This is a genomic window from Pseudooceanicola spongiae (assembly GCF_014899185.1).
GTDB classification, from domain to species: domain Bacteria; phylum Pseudomonadota; class Alphaproteobacteria; order Rhodobacterales; family Rhodobacteraceae; genus Pseudooceanicola; species Pseudooceanicola spongiae.
In genome coordinates, this window is record NZ_CP045201.1 from 1,617,870 (window position 1) to 1,638,080 (window position 20,211).

Below are 20,211 nucleotides of genomic sequence, written 5' to 3' on the forward strand. Positions count from 1 at the left end.
GTATTTTCGGCAAGATGACAGGCGAGCCTCGCTCTGTATCATCTTGCCAGAAATACTTTGGGGGAGGCGCGCGCAAGCGCGGCGGGGGCAAAGCCCCCCTTGCCGGCCTTTGGTATTTTTCAACGGACGGAACGGCACTGCAAACTGTTCAGAACGGAACATCTTCGCCGCTGGAGATGAACTTGGCCACGACCTTTTTCATCCCGGCTTTTTCAAAATTCACCTCGAGCTTGTCGCCCTCAATCGCAACAATATCGCCATAGCCGAACTTCTGGTGGAAGACGCGCTCTCCCACCGTGTGAGAGCTGCTGGCGCTCAAATCCAATATTGTGCTGCGGGTTTCGCGCGGCTGGGTGACCGGGCGGTGATTGGCCCGCGCCTGAAGACGTTTCCAGCCCGGCGAATTGTATCCGTCTGCTGCAGCGACCTTCGCGTCGATGGTGTTGGCGGGGGCCGCTGCCGCGCCGAATCCGCCACCATAGAGTCCGGGAGGCGTCAGAACGTCGACGTTTGCGTCCGGAAGTTCATCGATAAAGCGGGAGGGAAGCGCACTTTGCCACTGGCCAAAGACGCGGCGGTTGCCTGCGAAGGAGATCGTGCAGACCTTTTCAGCCCTTGTGATCCCGACGTAGGCGAGGCGGCGTTCTTCTTCGAGGCCTTTTTGCCCCGATTCGTCCATGCTCCGCTGGCTGGGGAACAGGCCGTCTTCCCATCCCGGCAGGAAGACGACTGGGAATTCCAGGCCTTTGGCGCCGTGGAGGGTCATGATCGAGACCTTTTCGCCCTCCTGCTCGCTCTCATTGTCCATGATCAGGCTGACGTGTTCGAGGAATCCTTGCAGGTTCTCGAAGCTTTCCAGCGCTTTCACCAGTTCCTTGAGGTTTTCGAGGCGCCCCGGCCCCTCTGGGGTCTTGTCGTTTTGCCACATCGAGGTGTAGCCGGATTCGTCCAGCATGATTTCGGCCAGCTCGACATGCCCCATGGGAGCGCGGGGGCGATCTTCGTCGAGAATGACCGCCTCTCCGTCCTCGATGAGGCTTCCGGGGGTGTGCAGGCGCGCGATCTCGTGCCAGCGGTCCATCTGTTCGACGAACCGGGCCAGCAGACCGGCCGCCTTGCCGCCAAGTCCCTTGTCCTGCAGCAATATCCGCGCGCCATCGAGCAGCGAGACGCCGTTTTCGCGCGCCGTCATCTGGATTTTCTGTTGGGCTTTGTCCCCGAGGCCGCGTTTGGGCGTGTTGACGATGCGTTCGAACGCCAGATCGTCGGCGGGCGAGACGGCGAGGCGGAAATAGGCCATGGCATCGCGAATCTCGAGCCGTTCGTAAAAGCGCGGGCCGCCGATGACGCGGTAGGGCAGACCGATCGTGAGGAATCGGTCCTCGAAGGCGCGCATCTGGTGCGAGGCGCGGACAAGAATCGCCATGTCGTCGAGGGAAAAAGGCTCCATCCCGCGGGTGCCGCGCTGCATCGCCTCGATATCGTCGCCGACCCAGCGGGCCTCTTCGTCGCCGTCCCAATGGCCGATCAGGCGGACTTTTTCGCCGTCTTTCGCCTCGGTCCACAGATCCTTGCCCAAGCGCGATTCGTTGCCGGCGATGACGGAGGACGCGGCGGCGAGGATATGCGGCGTGGAGCGGTAGTTCTGCTCCAGCCGGACCACCTTGGCGCCGGGAAAATCCTTCTCGAACCGCAGGATGTTGCCAACTTCGGCACCGCGCCAGCCATAGATCGACTGGTCATCGTCGCCAACGCAGCAAATATTCTTGTGCGCGCCTGCCAGAAGCCGCAGCCAGAGGTACTGGGCGACGTTGGTATCCTGATATTCGTCGACGAGGATGTATTTGAACCAGCGCTGGTATTGCTGAAGCACGTCCTCATGCGTCTGGAAGATCGTCACGACATGCAGCAGCAGGTCGCCGAAATCGACGGCATTCAGCTCCAGCAGGCGGCGCTGGTATTGGTCGTAGAGCTCGGTACCACGGTTGTTGAAGGCCGAGGCCTCGGAAGCGGGGACTTTCGACGGTATCCAGGCGCGGTTTTTCCAGCTGTCGATGACCCCGGCCAGCATCCGGGCAGGCCAGCGCTTGTCGTCGATATTGGTCGCAGCAAGCAGTTGTTTCATCAGGCGAATCTGGTCGTCGGTGTCGAGGATGGTGAAGTTGGACTTCAGCCCGACCAGCTCGGCGTGGCGGCGCAGCAGCTTGACGCAGATCGAGTGGAAAGTGCCGAGCCAGGGCATGCCCTCGACCCCCTCGCCCAGCATCCGGCCCATGCGCAACTTCATCTCGCGCGCGGCCTTGTTGGTGAAGGTCACCGAGAGAATCTCGTTCGGGCGGGCGCGGCCCGTCGTCAGCAAGTGCACCATGCGCGAGGTCAGCGCCTTGGTCTTGCCGGTGCCCGCGCCTGCGAGCATCAGAACGGGGCCATCCAGCGCCTCGACCGCCTCGCGCTGCGCGGGGTTGAGATCGTCCAGATAGGGGGTGGCGGGGTGAACGCGCGCCATCGCCCGCTGGGACAGCGGGACAGTGGCGGCGGCCTCGAAGGCATCATCTTCGGAATAAGAGCTCATGTGGCTAATCTACATGGCGCGCGGCGTAAGGGAAAGTCCCTCATGTTCCCGACTTGTTCACAAGTGTGCCAATCTTTGCCTGAGTGCTTGAAATGCGGCGGGTGTCGGGGGTGAATTTGGGGTTATTTGCGAGATGGCGCGCGGTATTGTCCATTTCAAATTCGCTTGCATACGTATGGTTTTGAAAGTGGTTGTCATTGTCTATTACTGTTTGATGCGATGCGGCAGAACGGCAGGCCAGATTTGAAATGATCCCCAATATTTTCGGAAAAATGTGATCTTTTACATAGAGTTATATTAATCCCCTATGGCCGCCATTGGGGCCTCCGAAGGATGCCTGTTAAACAGCAACATGGGCAGGTTGCTAGTGACCAATTGCAAATGCCCCCTTGCGCTGCGTTGCGGCATATCGTTTGATTTGACATCATCCTGACGCATATGAGGTTTTAATGTCCGACTTTCGCAAGATCCTCATCGCCAACCGTGGCGAAATCGCGATCCGCATCATGCGTGCCGCCAACGAGATGGGCAAGAAGACCGTCGCGGTCTATGCGGAGGAGGACAAGCTGAGCCTGCACCGGTTCAAATCGGACGAGGCGTATCGCATCGGCGAGGGCATGGGGCCGGTCGCGGCCTACCTCTCGATCCCCGAGATCATTCGCGTCGCCAAGATGTGCGGCGCCGATGCGATCCATCCGGGCTATGGCTTGCTGTCGGAAAATCCTGATTTCGTCGATGCTTGCGATGCGGCCGGGATCACCTTCATCGGCCCCAAGGCGATCACCATGCGCCAGCTTGGCGACAAGGCCAGTGCGCGCCGCGTCGCGGTCGAGGCCGGGGTGCCGGTGATCCCCGCGACCGAAGTACTGGGCGATGACATGGAGGCGATCAAGAAAGAGGCGGGCGAGGTCGGCTATCCGCTGATGCTCAAGGCCAGCTGGGGTGGCGGCGGGCGTGGCATGCGCCCGATCAATAACGAGAAGGAGCTGCCCGAGAAGGTGCTGGAGGGCCGCCGCGAGGCTGAGGCCGCCTTTGGCAATGGCGAGGGGTATCTGGAGAAGATGATCATGCGCGCCCGCCACGTCGAAGTGCAGATCTTGGGCGATTCTCATGGCAATATCTATCACCTGTTCGAGCGGGATTGCTCGGTCCAGCGGCGCAATCAGAAGGTGGTGGAGCGCGCCCCTGCCCCCTACCTGACCCCCGAACAGCGCGCCGAGGTCTGCGAGCTGGGGCGCAAGATCTGCCAGCATGTGAACTATGAATGCGCCGGCACGGTCGAATTCCTGATGGATATGGACAACCAGCAGTTCTACTTCATCGAAGTGAACCCGCGCGTGCAGGTCGAGCACACCGTCACCGAAGAGGTGACCGGCATCGACATCGTGCAGGCTCAGATCCTGATTGCCGAGGGCAAGACGCTGGCCGAGGCGACGGGCAAGGCGTCTCAGGGCGATATCCATCTGAATGGCCATGCTCTGCAGACCCGGATCACCACGGAAGATCCGCAGAACAACTTCATCCCCGACTATGGCCGGATCACCGCCTATCGCACCGCGACCGGCATGGGGATTCGTCTCGACGGGGGCACGGCCTATGCGGGCGGGGTGATCACGCGGTACTACGATTCGCTGTTGGTGAAGGTGACGGCCAAGGCGCAGACGCCGGAAAAGGCGATTGCGCGGATGGACCGGGCGCTGCGGGAGTTCAGGATTCGCGGTGTCTCGACCAATATCGCCTTCGTGCAGAACCTGCTGAAGCACCCGACCTTCCTGTCGAATGAATATACCACCAAGTTTATCGACACGACGCCGGACCTGTTCGATTTCGCCGTGACGCAGGACCGAGGCACCAAGGTGCTGACCTATATCGCCGATATCACCGTCAACGGCCATCCGGAGACGACGGGGCGTGCGACGCTGGCCGAGGGCTTCAAGATGCCCAAGCCGCCGACCCCGCGTGGTGACGCGCCCGCGGGCACCCGGACGCTGCTGGATGAAAAGGGCCCCAAGGCGGTTGCCGACTGGATGCTGGCGCAGAAACAGCTGCTGATCACCGATACAACGATGCGCGACGGGCACCAGAGCTTGCTGGCAACGCGGATGCGCTCGATCGACATGATCACCGCCGCGCCGTCCTACGCCGCCAACCTGCCGGAACTTTTCAGCCTTGAGTGCTGGGGTGGTGCGACGTTTGACGTGGCCTTCCGGTTCCTGCAGGAAGACCCGTGGCAGCGGCTGCGCGATATCCGCGCCGCCTGCCCCAATATCCTGACGCAGATGCTGCTGAGGGGCTCCAACGGCGTCGGCTACACCAACTATCCCGACAACGCTGTGCAGGCGTTTGTGAAACAGGCGGCAGAGACGGGGATGGACGTGTTCCGCGTGTTCGATTCGCTGAACTGGGTCGAGAACATGCGCGTCGCGATGGATGCGGTCGTCGAGACCGGCAAGATCTGTGAAGGCGCGGTGTGCTATACCGGCGATATCCTGAACCCGGATCGCGCCAAGTACGACCTGAAATACTACGTCGCCATGGCGAAGGAGCTGGAGGCGGCGGGGGCGCATATCCTCGGGCTGAAGGACATGGCCGGGCTGTTGAAGCCCGCCGCCGCGCGGGTGCTGATCAAGGCCCTGAAGGAAGAGATCGGCATTCCGATTCACTTCCACACCCATGACACCAGTGGCATTGCCGGGGCCAGCATTCTGGCGGCGGCTGAGATGGGCGTCGATGCCGCCGATTGCGCGATGGATGCGCTGTCGGGGAACACCTCGCAACCCACCATGGGCTCGATCGTCGAGGCGCTGGCCCATACCGAGCGCGACACCGGCCTCGACATCGAGGAAATCCGCCAGATGTCGGATTACTGGGAGGCCGTGCGCGGGCAGTACATCGCGTTCGAGAGCGGGATGCAGGCTCCTGCCTCCGAGGTCTATCTGCACGAGATGCCCGGTGGCCAGTTCACCAACCTCAAGGCGCAGGCGCGCTCGATGGGGCTGGAGGAACGCTGGCACGAGGTGGCGCATACCTACGCGCAGGTGAACCAGATGTTCGGCGATATCGTGAAGGTGACGCCGTCGTCCAAGGTCGTCGGGGACATGGCGCTGATGATGGTCAGCCAGGGCCTGAGCCGGGAGCAGGTCGAAGACCCGGCCCGCGACATCTCGTTCCCAGACTCGGTCATCGACATGATGCGCGGCAACCTTGGCCAGCCTCCGGGGGGCTTTCCGGCGCCGCTGGTCGCCAAGATCCTGAAGGGGGATGCCCCCAACCTAGACCGCCCCGGCAAGCATCTGCCCCCGGTCGATCTGGAGGCGATGCGCCAGGAGCTGTCGGACAAGCTGGACGGCAAGGTGATCGATGACGAGGATCTGAACTCCTACATCATGTACCCCAAGGTCTTCACCGACTATGCCGCCCGGCACGAGATCTATGGCCCCGTGCGCGCCCTGCCGACCAAGACGTTCTTTTACGGCATGGAACAGGGCGAACAGATCAGTGCCGAGATCGACCCCGGCAAGACGCTGGAGATTCGCCTGCAGGCCGTCGCGGACACCCGCGAAGATGGCAACGTGCGGGTGTTCTTTGAGCTGAACGGCCAGCCTCGGGTGATCCGGGTGCCGGATCGTTCGGCCACCGGGACCTCTGCCGCGCGACCCAAGGCCGACCCGACCAATGCCGCCCATGTCGCGGCGCCGATGCCCGGTGTCGTGGCCTCGATTGGGGTGAGCGCGGGCAAGGAGGTCAAGGAGGGCGACCTGCTGCTGACCATCGAGGCGATGAAGATGGAAACGGGGATGCACGCCGACCGCACCGGCAAGATCAAGGCAGTACACGTCAGCCCCGGCGGGCAGATCGACGCCAAGGATCTGCTGCTGGAATACGAAGACTAGTCTGGCTGTACGCCCCGCCGGTGGCTCCGGCGGGGCGGTTTTCCATGCGGCACGCCGGGGCGACGCTGACGCCGCGTCGTGGAGATGTGATGGACCCCGCCGCGGAACCGGGACGTTTGGTGCACAAGAGCAACCAGATAAGAGGTTCCGCCATGACTGCCGATATCACCACGATCAACCCTGCCAACGAAGAGCAGATCGCCACCTACACCTATATGTCCGATGCCGAGGCCGAAGCCTCCGTCGCCGCCTGCCACGAAGCCTACATGAGCTGGCGTGACCGCTCGGTCGAGGCCCGCGCCGAGGTCGTCAAGGCCATCGGCAAGGGCCTGCGCGACAACAAGGAAGAGTTCGCCCAGCTGATGACCCGCGAAGTCGGCAAGCTGATCGGCGACAGCCGTCAGGAGATCGACCTCTGCGCCGCGATCTGTGATTTCACTGCCAACAACGGCCCCAGCGAGCTGGCCGAGATCGAGCGTGACATCGACGGCGGCACCGGCGTGATCGCATATGCGCCGGTTGGCGTGATCTATGGCATCCAGCCGTGGAACTTTCCCTGCTACCAGGCCGTCCGCTATGCCATCGCCAACCTGATGGCGGGCAACGGCGTTCTGCTGAAACATGCCGCCAACTGCACCGGCAGTGGGCTGTTCCTGCGCGACGTGATGGAGCGGTCGGGCTTGCCCGAGCATCTGTTCAGCGTGCTGGTGATCGAGCACGACCAATCCGATGACATCATCTCGAACCGCCTCGTGCGCGGCGTCACCCTGACCGGCAGCGATGTCGCCGGGCGTCACGTCGCCGAAAAGGCCGCGGGTGCACTGAAGAAGTCGGTGATGGAGCTTGGCTCCAACGATGCCTACATGGTGCTGGACGACGCCGACCTTGATCTGGCGGTGAAGACCTGCGTCGCCGGGCGGCTGTATAACAACGGCCAGACCTGCGTGAACGCCAAGCGCTTCATCATCACCGAAAAGAACTACGACGCCTTTGTCGATGCCTTCACGGCGCAGATGGGCGCGGTTGAGCTGGGCGATCCGACGGCCGATGCCACCAAGCTGGGGCCGATGTCGCAGGTGAAACTGCGTGACGCCCTGCACAAGCAGGTCGAGGAGAGCGTCGCCAAGGGCGCGCGTGCCGTCGTGGGCGGCAAGGTGCCGAACCGCAAGGGCGCGTGGTATCCCGCGACCGTGCTGGTCGATGTGGCCCCCGGTCAGCCGGCCTATGATGATGAGCTGTTCGGCCCTGTCGCCTCGGTTATCAAGGCCAAGGACGACGAGGACGCCATGCGCATTGCCAACGACAGCCGCTATGGCCTCGGCGGCGGCATCTTCTCGCGCGATACCAAGCGGGCGCGGGAGCTGGCGGTGAAATACTTCGACACCGGCATGATCTCGATCAACCGCTACAACGTGGCGCTGCCGAACATGCCCTTCGGTGGGGTGAAGGATTCAGGCTATGGCCGCGAACATGGCGGCTTCGGCATGAAGGAATTCGTCAACATCAAGTCGGTCTATCTGGCCGCGTGAACCGGTGAAGGGCGGGGGTCAAACCCCGCCCTTTTGCTTTTGCGCCGCCGTGTCGATCTGGGCGCGCAGCAGGTGCAGCGTTTCAAGCGTCTGCCAATAGCTCTGCTCGCTCATGCCACTGTCACGGGCGATGCAGCCGGGCAGCTCTGCCGCCTGTTCGGCGCGGGCGCGCCCGGCCTCGGTCAGGGCGACAACGACGCGGCGCTCATCCTCTTGGGAGCGGATGCGCGTGATCAGCCCCGCCGTGGTCATGCGCTTGAGCAAGGGCGAGAGGGTGTTCGTCTCCATCCCCAGAGCGGCGCCGAGGCTGCCAACCCCCTGCCCGTCCGCGTCCTTCAGGGACAGCAACACCAGGAACTGCGGATAGGTCAGCTGCAGCCGCTCAAGATGCGGGGTGTAGAGGCGGATGAAGGCATGGCTGGCGGCGTAGAGGTTGAAGCACAGCATCGCCTCCGGGCCCGCAACAAGCGGGGCGTCAGGCAGAGCGGGCGGATTTGGGGGCATCTGTGTCATGCGATGAAAATAAATCGCGCGCGACTTAATCACAAGGCTTGTCTTTTGCGCTGCAAACGATATGTATCGTGCACGATATAAACGCATGCGATATGAAAGGGATTACCCCATGGCTATCCAACCGCTCTATACCACGACAGCTTCCGCCAGCGGCGGCCGCGAAGGCAAAGCCGGCACCGATGATGGCAACCTCTCGGTCACACTCGTGATGCCGAAGGAGCTGGGCGGCGCGGGGGGTGACGGCACCAACCCCGAGCAGCTGTTCGCCACCGGCTATGCCGCCTGCTTCCACTCAGCCGTGAAGATGGTCGCCGGCATGGCGAAGGTGAAACTGCCAGACGGCGCCAAGACCACCGCAGAAATCGGCATCGGCAAACGTGAAGACGGCAGCGGCTTTGGCCTGACCGCCGCGCTGACCGTCACCCTGCCCGGCCTCGAAGACGATGTGGCCGACGATCTGATCGCCAAGGCCCACGCCGCCTGCCCCTATAGCGCTGCGATCAAGGGCAACGTCGACGTCACTGTCACCCGCGCCTGATCCCGCCTGAAGTCCTACCGAGACTGGCCCGGCCTGCCCTGCGCAGCCGGGCCATTTTCTTGAGCAAAATCTGACCTCTAGACCCTTTATGAAAAATTCTTCGCAGCGCGGTCAAATTTCCTCTTGCGGCCAGACGGTGTTCTTTATACATCGTGCGACACCAAACGGATGCGGGCGTAGCTCAGGGGTAGAGCATTACCTTGCCAAGGTAAGGGTCGAGAGTTCGAATCTCTTCGCCCGCTCCAATTGGTCCTTCTCACGAAGGTAAGTACCCGGGATAAACAATCCCACGTCAAGGAAGCGGGCGTAGCTCAGGGGTAGAGCATTACCTTGCCAAGGTAAGGGTCGAGAGTTCGAATCTCTTCGCCCGCTCCAGACACTCTCATATGATAACTCAGTTATTGCCTTCGGGCACACCTGACGCAGGCGGCTGCGCGGGCTTAACCGGTTTGTGTGAGGCGCTGTTTCTGCCGCCATTCATGCCAGATCAGCGCACAGACCACGAGGTCGAAGACCGTCAGCAGGATCAGCATCGCCGAGTGCGTATAGCTGTAGCGATAGAGCTGATAGGCGATGAAGCCCGCCATGGCCGCCAGTGACACCGGGTAGGCGATGCGCATCTCGCGCAGCAATCCGATCACCAGCAGCACTTTGATGACCCCGTGGCTGATCAGGTAATAGGCATAGAAATGCTCGGTCGCGCCGGTCAGATTCTGGGCGGCGCTGAGCAGATGGGCGGCAACGAAGTCACGTGGATCTTCCGTCAGCTCGGTCAGGGTCAGCCGGTTCACCGCCTGCAAAATGGCCTGCGTGCTGACGACGTAGAAAAACAGACCCCCGAGAATCTCCATCGCCGCCTGCAGACCTTTCAGAATGATACTGATCTGAAAGACGCGGTGGATATCATGCTCGATGTTTTTCACGTGGCAGCCCTGTTCCCGATGGTCCACCCTCCCCTGATAGCCCGCGTGCCTGCCCACTAGTAGCGCTAGTTGGGCAGGGCTGCGCGCTCAGGACGGTTGGCGATTCTCGTCGTGGGCATTGAAGACCCGGGTGGCGTAGTCGTCCAGTCGGCTTTTGCTGGCAGCGAGCTGCTGGCTGGCCTCGCCCGCGAGATCGGCGGCGTAGAAATCGAGCCTGGCGATCTTTTCCAGCCAGCTTTCCAGCTTTCTGAACTCGGCATCCTCTTCCTCAAGCTCAGCATAGGTGAACTTTTCGATTCGGATTTCCTTGTCGATCTCGGCCTGAAAGGCAGCACATTTGCCGAGGAATTCGCGGTACTGATCATCGCGGTCGGCCTGAAACCGGGCGATCACCTTCTGCTGCTGCGCCGGATCGAGGCCATGGGTGTGCAGCAGTACGCAGTCGCCACCGATCTCCGTGATCTCATTCTCGATCATCTTGAGGCGGCGGAGATGGTCGTCTGTCTGCGGCAAGAGGCAGACGCCGTTCTGCAGATAGACCGCGCCGAGGCCCTTGAGCCGTCGCCAGATCGACACCCGTTTGGAGGTGGGTTCAGGGGGGACCTTATAGGCAATGAGCAACCAGATGATATCTTGCATGGGCATCCTTGCGTGCGAATCTGTGTAACTGTCGTTACAAATCTATGGCATAGTTGTGCTGGTACGACCAGAGGGACGTCTCTGCGGCAGGGTTTCGGGGCGGGATGTGGCTCTGGCGGGCTGGCGACAGCGCAGGTGGCAGAATGCGGCGCGGGGGCCAGCCCCCGGACCCCCGGGATATTTCCAACAGGGAAACATCGGGTGGGTGTCAAAGTGGCAGGCGGGGCGCTGCATCAGTCTGGGAGGTGCAGGCATGAAAAAAGGCGCCCGGGTGAGGGGCGCCTTTCTGGTGGTTGTGCGTGTCGTTTACTGATCGAGGAAACTGCGCAACTTTCGCGAGCGGCTGGGGTGCTTGAGCTTGCGCAGCGCCTTGGCTTCGATCTGCCGGATACGTTCGCGGGTGACGCTGAACTGCTGGCCGACTTCTTCCAGCGTGTGGTCCGTGTTCATGCCGATGCCGAAGCGCATCCGCAGCACACGTTCCTCACGCGGGGTGAGCGAGGCGAGGACGCGGGTCGTGGTTTCCTTCAGGTTTTCCTGTATGGCGGAATCCAGCGGCAGAATCGCGTTCTTGTCCTCGATGAAATCGCCGAGCTGGCTATCCTCCTCGTCCCCGATAGGGGTTTCGAGGGAGATAGGCTCCTTGGCGATTTTCATGACCTTGCGGACTTTTTCCAGCGGCATCTGCAGCTTTTCCGCCAGTTCTTCCGGGGTCGGTTCGCGGCCGATCTCGTGCAGCATCTGACGACCGGTGCGCACAAGCTTGTTGATCGTCTCGATCATGTGGACCGGGATACGGATCGTGCGGGCCTGATCGGCGATCGAGCGGGTGATCGCCTGACGGATCCACCAGGTCGCATAGGTCGAGAACTTGTAGCCGCGGCGGTATTCGAACTTGTCGACGGCCTTCATCAGGCCGATGTTGCCTTCCTGAATGAGATCAAGGAATTGCAGACCGCGGTTCGTGTACTTCTTGGCGATAGAGATGACGAGGCGCAGGTTTGCCTCGACCATTTCCTTCTTGGCCTGACGGGCTTCTTTTTCGCCCTTCTGGACCTGCTGCACAATGCGGCGGAATTCCGAGATATCCAGACCGACGTATTGGCCGACCTGTGCCATGTCCGAACGCAGTTCCTCGACCTTGTCAGTCGAGCGTTCGATGAACATCGCCCAGCCCCGGCCCGGCTTTTGCGCCATCCGGTCCATCCAGTTCGGGTCGAGTTCGTGGCCGCGGTATTCTTCGACGAATTCCTTGCGATTGATCCGGGCCTGGTCGGCAAGTTTGACCATGGCGGAATCGATCTGCATGATCCGGCGGTTGATGCCGTAGAGCTGGTCGATCAGGGCTTCGATACGGTTGTTGTGCAGGTGAAGTTCGTTCACCAGCAGCACGATTTCCGAGCGCAGCTTCTGATAGGTCGCTTCTTCGGTCGCGTTGAAAGAGCCGTCTTCGTTCAGGGTCGCGCTGATGCGCTTGTCCTGAATGGCCGACAGGGTCTCGTAATCATTCGCGATCCGGTCGAGGGTTTCCAGAACGCGCGGCTTGAGTGCCGTTTCCATGGCCGCGAGGGACATGTTGGTCTGGTCATCTTCGTCGTCATCGTCGTCGCTGGAGATCGGATTGCCATCAGCGTCGAGCTCAGGCCCGGTATTTTCCGCCTTGGGCGCAGTGCTGCTGACACCGCTGGTGTCAACGACCGGCTCCTCGCCCTCTTCGTCCTCAAGCGAGTTGCCGAAGGTGGTTTCGAGGTCGATCACGTCGCGCAGCAGAATGTCTTCGGACAGAAGTTCGTCGCGCCAGATGGTGATCGCCTGAAAGGTCAGCGGGCTTTCGCAAAGCCCGGCGATCATCGTGTTGCGGCCAGCCTCGATGCGTTTCGCGATGGCGATCTCGCCCTCGCGGCTCAGCAGTTCGACGCTGCCCATCTCGCGCAGGTACATCCGCACCGGATCATCGGTGCGGTCGAGCTTTTCATTGCCGGTCGAGCCGATGGAGACGTCGCGGTTCTGGTTCGCCTGAACCACCGCTGTCGTCTTGCCTTCTTCTTCTTCAGCTTCATCGTCTTCGATGATGTTGATGCCCATTTCGGAGAGCATCGACATCACATCCTCGATCTGCTCCGAGGAGACCTGATCGGGGGGGAGGACCTGATTAAGCTGATCGTAGGTGATGAAGCCACGTTCGCGGGCTTCCGCGATCATCTTCTTCACCTGGCTCTGGCTCATATCGAGCGATACTTCCGCATCCTGCTCTTCGATCTGGGCTTCTTCGTTGTCCTTGGCGGCCATGGCGATACTCCTTGGCAGTGGATCGGGGCAGTGGTCGATCGTCGGGTCGACACGCGGTGATTCGTTTAATCCGAATCAATAGCGTGTTTGTCCGATTCGCACACCCGTTTACCCTGAATTTCTTGAGGATACCTGTAATTTACGTCTTAGCCGCGCGGCTTGGTATAACGAATCGACTGAACCAGCGCATCAAGAGCACTTCGTTCGTCCCGATTGATTCGGGCTCCGTTCGATCCAGTGTCATATTCAGTGCGATCCTCATTCTCGCTTCGTGTGGCCGCATTGCGCGCCTGTGCAGCCTGACCCAGACGCCAGGTCATCGCCTCATCCTCCGATCCGAGGATATCTTCCTCGGCTTCAGCGACTTCGGCTCTCAGGGCCCGCGCAGCCTGAAGCTTGGCGAGCTCTTCGGCCACGGTCATGCGGGCCATTCCTTCGTCCCCCGGATGTCGCACGGGGGGACACAGGGCCACATGGTGCTGAGCAAGCAGTTCGTCAAGGGCGGTCGGCCCCAGAGCGGCGGCAATTTCGGCGTGCAACACTTCGGTTCCGCGCCCGGCATAGGCCAGGATCAGGTCGCGCAGACGGGCATGGCGGGCATCGCGGCACTCCATGCGCTCCAACCCCAGCTCGAAATCCTCGACGATGCAGGGGGTGCAGATCGCGGCGGCGAGGATGACGGATTCGCGCAAGGCTTCCATCGCGCTGGAATCATCCGAGGCGAGGATCGAGTTCCGCGTCGACTGCATCGGGATCGCAGGGGGCTTCCAGGGTTTCTGGCCCTTTTCCCAGCGTTTCGTCGGGCGCGCGCCTCCGCGCCCGGGCTGCGGGCGAGTGCGAAACAGCTCTCGTGTCTTGTCACGCAGCGCCTGATCGTAGTGATAGCGCAGGCCTTCGTCGGGGATCTGCTTGGTGGCGGTGCGCAGGGCGGCATCCAGCGCCGCGCGCCGATCGGGGCTGTCGAAGGTCTTGCCCTCCGTCTCGCGCAGCCAGAGCAGTTCGGCCAGCGGCAGCGCCGTCTCGACCACCTTTTGCATCGCGGGCGCGCCCTTGGTCTTGATCAGCTCGTCGGGGTCCTGCCCTTCCGGCAGAACCGCGAAGCGGATCGAACGGCCGACCTGCAGCTTGGGCAGCGCGAGGTCGATCACCTTGCGCGCCGCGCGCATCCCCGCCGCATCGCCGTCCAGCGAGATCACCGGCTCGGGCGAGACGCGCCAGAGCAGGTCGAGGTGATGTTCGGTGACAGCCGTGCCAAGGTTCGCGACCGCGCCGCCAAAGCCGGCCTCGGCCAGCGCGATGGCATCCATGTAGCCCTCGGCCACGATCAGGGCCGCGCCCTTGCCGACGGCCTCACGCGCGGGTCCGTAGTTGAACAGGGTGCGCCCCTTGTCGAACAGCTCGGTCTCGGGGGAGTTCAGATATTTCGCGTTGTCATTGGGGTCCATCGCCCGCCCGCCAAAGGCGATGCAGCGGCCGCGGGCATCGCGGATCGGGAACATGATCCGGTTGCGGAAGGTGTCATAGGGCTTGCCGCCCTTGGAGGAAGGTTTGGCCAGACCGCAGGCCAGAATCTCTTCGGGGCGCGCGCCCTTGCCGATCATATGGTCCCAGAGGCCCTGCCAGCTTTCCGGCGCGAACCCGAGGTTCCAGCGCGCCCGCGCCTCCGCCCCAAGGCCACGCTTTTCCAGATAGGCGGTCGCGTCGCGCCCAGCCGCGCCACGAAGGCAGAGCGCGAAGAACTTCACCGCCTCTTCCATCAGCTCGGCAAGGGTGGCGCGTTTTTCGGCCTTCTTGGCGGCTTGCGGATCGCGCGCGGGCATCTGCATCCCGGCCTCACGCGCAAGGATCTCCACCGCCTCCATGAATTCGACGTTTTCGGTCTTGCGCACGAAGGCGATGGCGTCGCCCTTTTCGTGGCACCCGAAGCAATAGAAGAAGCCCTTGCGGTCATCGACGTGGAAAGAGGCGCTCTTTTCCTGATGGAACGGGCACGGCGCCCAGAGGTCACCCTTGCCCGGTTGCGATTTCTTGTTGTCCCACAGCACTTTGCGCCCGACCACCTGAGCGAGCGAGATGCGCGATTGCAGTTCTTCCATGAACGAGGAGTCTAGCTTCATCCCCTAAATATCGGCCCTCTGAAGGGCTAAGTCCAGATGCCGCGGACAGGCACCGGCATTCGGAGCGGCAAGCCGCGCTGCAGCCTAGAGATTTTCCCGCGCCGCCCGCATCGCCAGCGCCTCTCGCAGGTCATGCAGCAGCGTGTCGGCCATGGAACGGAAGACCATCAGCCGGAAGCCATCGGCGCTGACACGGGTGATGCAGGCCATCATGTGCCGGATTTCGCTGCGCGCCGTGGCGTGCATGGGGAAGGCTGCATCACGCAGATCCAGCGGGCAGAGCCGGGCCAGTACATCGCGCGCCAGCGGGCCGTCGAGTAGAACCGTGCTCCAGGCGTCGGACTGGTCGGTCAGGGTGGCGACCTCCGTCAGGCTGTCGGCGGGGCGCACCCCGACCAAAAGATACTGGCGGTGACCGAACCAGAGGCATTCGGCAGTGTCGGAGAGGGTCCTCTGCCCCGGTTCCGGCAGGGTCAGGCCGTGATGTTTTTTCAGCGCCTGTCCCAGACCTTGCGATGCCCCCGGCATCAGGCTGGTCAGCGGCCGCATCGGCGGCACACGGATGGAGGTGCCGCAGACCTCAGCCACATCGCCTTGTGGCAGCGCGTTCTGGGCGGTGAGTGTCAGGTCAGCCACGGGTGCGCCCTCCTTCAGGATCAAAAAACACCGGCTCGCAGACCTCGCACAGCGTCGTGATCTGGCGCAGGTGATCGACCATATGCACCCGCTCGCCCACGCGGTCCGCTCCGTTCTGCAGGAAGGCGAGGCCGATGGTGTGCCCCAGCGTCGGCGAGAACCCGGCAGAGGTGACATGGCCCTGCGCGTTCGTCCGTACAGGCTCCGCATCCTGCTCGAACAGGAAGGCCCCGGCGGTGATCTGCTTCACAGGCCCGACCGGTTTCAGCGCAATCAGACGCGCGCGATCTTCAGCCACCAGACCGGGCCGCGATGCAGCGGCCTTGCCGATGAAGTCTTTCCCCGGGGCCATCATCCGCTCCAGCCCGAGGTCCTGCGCAGTGGTGCGCCCGTCGAGTTCGGCATGCGTCAGCAGCCCCTTCTCCAGCCGCAGGATGTTCAGCGCCTCCAGCCCATAGGCCCCACCGCCGAGCGCCTCGGCCCGCGCGACCAGCAGGCGGAACAGGCTTTCGCCATACCGCGCGGGCATGGCGATCTCATAGGCCAGCTCGCCCGAGAAGGAGATGCGGAACAGCCGCCCTTCGACCCCGGCGAGGGTGACAGGGCCGCAGGCCATGACGGGAAAGACGTCGTTCGACAGGTCCTGTCCCAGCAGATCCTGCAGCAATGCGCGCGACTTGGGCCCGGCGACGGCGACCTGCGCCCACTGCTCGGTCACTGAGATCAGGCGCACGTCCCAGTCTGGTTTCAGCACCTGAGCGACGAACTCCAAATGCATCATCACCAGACCCGCCGCCGCAGTCGTTGTCGTCATGACGTAGTGCTGAGGCCCGAGACGCGCGGTGGTGCCATCGTCCATCACGAAGCCATCCTCGCGCAACATCAGCCCGTAGCGCACGCGCCCCGGCTTCAGCGTCGAGAAGGTGTTGGTGTAGACGAAATCGAGGAACCGCGCCGCATCCGCGCCCTGAATGTCGATCTTGCCGAGGGTCGAGACATCGCAGATGCCGACCGCGTTGCGCACCATCGCGACCTCACGATCGCAGGACTGACGCCATGTCGCCTCTCCCTGCCGCGGGAAATAGCTGGAGCGATACCACAGGCCCGCTTCGATCATCGGGGCGTTCATCGACAGGCTGACGTCGTGGCTGGTGGTCAGGCGACGCGGCGCAAAACCCATGCCGCGCCCCCCTGCCCCGAGCGCCGCGATCGGCACCGGCACGAAAGGCGGGCGATAGGTCGTCGTGCCGGTTTGCGGCACCTCACGGCCAGTCACATCCGCCAGCACCGCCAGCGCCCCCATGTTCGAGGTCTTGCCCTGATCCGGTGCCATGCCCTGCGTCGTGTAGCGCTTCATATGCTCGACAGAGCGAAAGTTCTCCACCGCCGCGCCGCGGACGTCCTTGACGGTCACGTCGTTGTGCAGATCAAGCCAGGCGCGGCCCCGCCCCGGCACCTGCCAGAGCGGGGTGATGTCGTAGGTGCCATCCTCGGCCTGCGGTATGGTCGTGTTCGCAGCGTTCAGACCAAGCGCGAGCAGTGCCTTGCCCGCCGCCTCAGCCCCCGAAGCGAGGCAGCCTGCGGTCGAGAAGACACCCGCCGCCGCGCCCGCCGGGATCAGATTGGGCACAGCGCCCGGCGCCGGCAGGAAGGCGGCGAGGCCCGCGTCCCAGACCGGGCGTCCGTTCAAATGGCAGGTCAGATGCACCGAGGGGTTCCAACCGCCGGAAACGGCGACGCAATCGCTGTGCAACCGCTCGCGCCCTTTTGCGGTGCGGATCGAGACGGCCTCGACCCCGTTCGCGCCAAACACACGCTCGACCACCGCTCCGGGGTAAAACGGCACGGCGAGGTCCGTCTTGGCCCCCTCTCGCGCATCGACCAGAGCAGCGACATGGACCCCTGCCGCCAGCAGATCGCGCGCCGTGCGATGCGCATTGTCGTTGTTGCCAAAGACCGTCACCGCACGACCGGGGCTGACAGCATAGCGGTTCACATAGGAGCGCACCGCGCCTGCCAGCATCACGCCGGGACGGTCGTTGTTGCGAAAGGCCACGGGACGCTCAATCGCGCCCGCCGCCAGCACCGCCTGTTTCGCCACGATCCGCCAGAAGCAATCGACCGGCCTCTTGCCGCGCCCCGGCGGGAGATGGCGACAAACGCGCTCCAAAGCGCCGAAGGTGCCCTGATCATAGACGCCGGTGACGGTGGTCCGGGTCATGATCCGCACGTTCGCCATATCGCTCAGCCGCGCAAGGGTCGCCGCCGCCCAGTCGCGCGCTGACTGCCCGCCGATCTCCTCAACCTCCGCGTTGAGGCGGCCGCCCAGTGTCGCATCCTCGTCGCACAGGATCACATCCGCCCCGGCCTCGGCCGCGACAAGCGCCGCCATCAGGCCCGTGGGCCCAGCCCCGATCACCAGCAGATCGCAATGAGCAAAGGCCTTCTCGTTCAGATCCGGGTCATCCGCCCCCGAGAGCTTGCCGATGCCAGCGGCGCGCCGGATCAACGGCTCGTACACCGCCTCCCAGGCCTTTTTCGGCCACATGAAGGTCTTGTAGTAGAACCCCGCCCCGAGGAAATCGGCCAGCAGGTCGTTCACCTGCATCACGTCCCAATCGACCGAGGGCCAGCAGTTCTGCGCCCGCGCCTGCAAGCCTGCAAACAGCTCCTGCGTGGTGGCGCGCACGTTGGGCTCAGTTTGGGCACCGGTGCCGAGGGTCACGAGGGCGTTCGGCTCCTCGCTGCCGGCGCTGAAGATGCCGCGCGGCCGGTGGTATTTGAAACTGCGCGCGACAGTGCGCACGCCATTCGCCAGCAGCGCCGAGGCCAGAGTGTCGCCCTGAAATCCGGCGTAGTCATGCCCGTCGAACTGGAATCCAATGGGCTGCGTGCGGTCGATCAGACCCCCTGAAGACAATCTCATGCCGCGCCCCCTGAGGCCAGGGCCACCAACAGGATGTCATGGGTGCGGGTATCGCGTTCGACCCGCAGGAACGCCGCGCAGCCGAGGCCATGGTACCAGTATTCCTGAGACGGTCCGGCGGGGTTGTCGCGCAGGTGCACATAGGCGTCCCAAGACTCGCCCCAATCGCCTTCGGGGCGGTTCAGGGCTGCCCCCTGATAGGTGAATTCGCGCAGATCACGTGCGCCGCAGTTCGGGCAGGTCAGTCTCATGTTCGTGTCACCTTCGCAGCCCTCAGTGCAGATTATGCTGGGCACCCGTGCCCTCTTCATCCATCAGGCCGACGCCATCGCGGAACCGGTTCAGCCGCAGCTTTGCGGCACTGTCATGCGGTCGATCCGTCGCCAGCAGATGCGCCAGCGCAAAGCCCGATCCCGGCACTGCCTTGAACCCACCGTAACACCAGCCGCAATCGAGGTAGAGCCCGCCGATATCGCTGCGGTCGATGATGGGCGAGCCGTCGGGCGTCATGTCCATGATCCCGCCCCAGCTGCGCAGCACCCGCGCCTTGCCGATCATCGGCATCAGGGTCATCGCGGCCTCCATCACATGCTCCTGCGTCGGCAGGTTGCCGCGCTGCGCATACGACGGGTAGAAATCGAGGTCGCCACCGAACACCAGACCGCCCTTGTCGGACTGGCTGATATAAAAGTGCCCCATGCCGAAGCTGACCACGTTGTCGATCACAGGTTTCAGCCCTTCGGTCACGAAGGCCTGCAGGATGTGGCTCTCGATCGGCAGACGAATCCCGGCCATCGCCGCGACCTGCCCCGAGCGTCCGGCGGTGACAATCGCCACCTTGCGAGCCCGGATCGCGCCCCGGCTGGTCTGCACGCCGGTGACATGGCCGTTTTCGATATCGATGCCAGTGACTTCGCAGTTCTGGATGAGATCGACACCGCGCTCAGACGCGCCGCGGGCATAGCCCCAGGCGACGGCATCATGGCGCGCGGTCCCGCCGCGCCAGTGCAGCAACCCGCCATAGATCGGAAACCGGGCCTGGTCGAAATCGAGATAGGGCAGATGTTTGCGCACGCCCTCGCGGTCCAGCAGCTCGGCGTCATCGCCCTGATTGATCATCGCATTGCCGCGCCGCACGAAGGCATCGCGCTGGCCATCCGAATGGAACAGGTTCAGCACACCGCGTTGGGAATGCATGACATTGTAATTCAGCTCCTGCTCCAGCCCCTCCCAGAGCTTGAGGGAGTGGGAATAGAACTCCGAATTGCCCGGCAGGTAATAATTGGCGCGCACGATCGTGGTGTTGCGTCCCACATTGCCACCGCCAAGATAGCCCTTTTCCAGCACCGCGACATTGCGCAGCCCGTGTTCCTTGGCAAGGTAGAAGGCCGTCGCAAGGCCATGACCGCCTCCGCCGATGATGACGATGTCATAGGCAGGCTTGGGGGCTGGATCGCGCCAGTGCGGACCCCATCCCTTGTTGCCGGTCAGCCCCTCTTTCAGGACACGCAGCCCGGAAAACCGCATCTTTCGCTCCTTCTGCCTGCTGGGGCAGCAAAGCAACTCTGGCGCTTGGGTGCAATGCAGGGAATGCCGATGCCCAAATTTAAGTCAAACACCGCGCAAAGGCCGGGCA

13 protein-coding genes and 2 tRNA genes are annotated in these 20,211 nt (G+C 63.0%); 5 read left to right on the plus strand and 10 right to left on the minus strand.

Features of this window, described 5'->3' with window-relative positions:
* Positions 1-148: 148 nt before the first annotated feature.
* Positions 149-2,572, minus strand: coding sequence for an ATP-dependent helicase (locus F3W81_RS07710; RefSeq protein WP_193083029.1), 2,424 nt, complete (start codon positions 2,570-2,572; stop codon positions 149-151).
* A 449-nt stretch (positions 2,573-3,021) separates the two neighbouring features.
* Between F3W81_RS07710 and F3W81_RS07715 the strand changes: the two genes are divergently transcribed.
* Complete coding sequence (locus F3W81_RS07715; RefSeq protein WP_193083030.1) at positions 3,022-6,465, plus strand: pyruvate carboxylase; 3,444 nt, start codon at positions 3,022-3,024, stop codon at positions 6,463-6,465.
* Positions 6,466-6,617: 152 nt separating this feature from the next.
* Entirely contained in the window at positions 6,618-7,994 is a 1,377-nt protein-coding gene (locus F3W81_RS07720) for an NAD-dependent succinate-semialdehyde dehydrogenase (protein WP_193083031.1), read from the plus strand.
* 18 nt (positions 7,995-8,012) lie between these two features.
* On the opposite strand, the gene F3W81_RS07725 is transcribed toward F3W81_RS07720, so the two are convergent.
* Entirely contained in the window at positions 8,013-8,498 is a 486-nt protein-coding gene (locus tag F3W81_RS07725) for a MarR family winged helix-turn-helix transcriptional regulator (protein WP_193083032.1), read from the minus strand.
* Between the two features lie 118 nt (positions 8,499-8,616).
* Here F3W81_RS07725 and F3W81_RS07730 point away from each other — a divergent pair, with 118 nt between their 5' ends.
* From F3W81_RS07730 to F3W81_RS07740, 3 genes are all read left to right on the plus strand, one after another.
* Entirely contained in the window at positions 8,617-9,045 is a 429-nt protein-coding gene (locus F3W81_RS07730) for an organic hydroperoxide resistance protein (RefSeq protein WP_193083033.1), read from the plus strand.
* Between the two features lie 170 nt (positions 9,046-9,215).
* Positions 9,216-9,290: transfer RNA gene (locus tag F3W81_RS07735), tRNA-Gly, on the plus strand.
* A gap of 55 nt (positions 9,291-9,345) precedes the next feature.
* Positions 9,346-9,420: transfer RNA gene (locus tag F3W81_RS07740), tRNA-Gly, on the plus strand.
* 65 nt (positions 9,421-9,485) lie between these two features.
* On the opposite strand, the gene F3W81_RS07745 is transcribed toward F3W81_RS07740, so the two are convergent.
* The 8 genes from F3W81_RS07745 to F3W81_RS07780 form a co-directional block, all read right to left on the minus strand.
* On the minus strand, positions 9,486-9,968 hold the full coding sequence (locus F3W81_RS07745) for a DUF2127 domain-containing protein (RefSeq protein ID WP_193083034.1): 483 nt from the start codon (positions 9,966-9,968) through the stop codon (positions 9,486-9,488).
* 87 nt (positions 9,969-10,055) lie between these two features.
* A complete protein-coding gene (locus F3W81_RS07750) occupies positions 10,056-10,607 on the minus strand; it encodes a Chromate resistance protein ChrB (protein ID WP_193083035.1) in 552 nt (183 codons plus the stop codon).
* 306 nt (positions 10,608-10,913) lie between these two features.
* Positions 10,914-12,896, minus strand: coding sequence for an RNA polymerase sigma factor RpoD (gene rpoD / locus F3W81_RS07755; RefSeq protein ID WP_193083036.1), 1,983 nt, complete (start codon positions 12,894-12,896; stop codon positions 10,914-10,916).
* A gap of 146 nt (positions 12,897-13,042) precedes the next feature.
* On the minus strand, positions 13,043-15,013 hold the full coding sequence (dnaG, locus tag F3W81_RS07760; protein ID WP_193083037.1) for a DNA primase: 1,971 nt from the start codon (positions 15,011-15,013) through the stop codon (positions 13,043-13,045).
* A gap of 84 nt (positions 15,014-15,097) precedes the next feature.
* On the minus strand, positions 15,098-15,649 hold the full coding sequence (locus tag F3W81_RS07765) for a sarcosine oxidase subunit gamma (RefSeq protein ID WP_193083038.1): 552 nt from the start codon (positions 15,647-15,649) through the stop codon (positions 15,098-15,100).
* Positions 15,642-18,575: a sarcosine oxidase subunit alpha family protein gene (locus F3W81_RS07770; protein WP_193083039.1), complete on the minus strand. Its 2,934-nt coding sequence runs from the start codon at positions 18,573-18,575 to the stop codon at positions 15,642-15,644. The genes F3W81_RS07765 and F3W81_RS07770 overlap by 8 nt, the downstream gene beginning before the upstream one ends.
* Positions 18,572-18,826, minus strand: a complete 255-nt coding sequence (locus F3W81_RS07775) for a sarcosine oxidase subunit delta (protein WP_193083040.1) — start codon at positions 18,824-18,826, stop codon at positions 18,572-18,574. The genes F3W81_RS07770 and F3W81_RS07775 overlap by 4 nt, the downstream gene beginning before the upstream one ends.
* A gap of 22 nt (positions 18,827-18,848) precedes the next feature.
* Entirely contained in the window at positions 18,849-20,102 is a 1,254-nt protein-coding gene (locus tag F3W81_RS07780) for a sarcosine oxidase subunit beta family protein (protein ID WP_193083041.1), read from the minus strand.
* Positions 20,103-20,211: the final 109 nt, after the last annotated feature.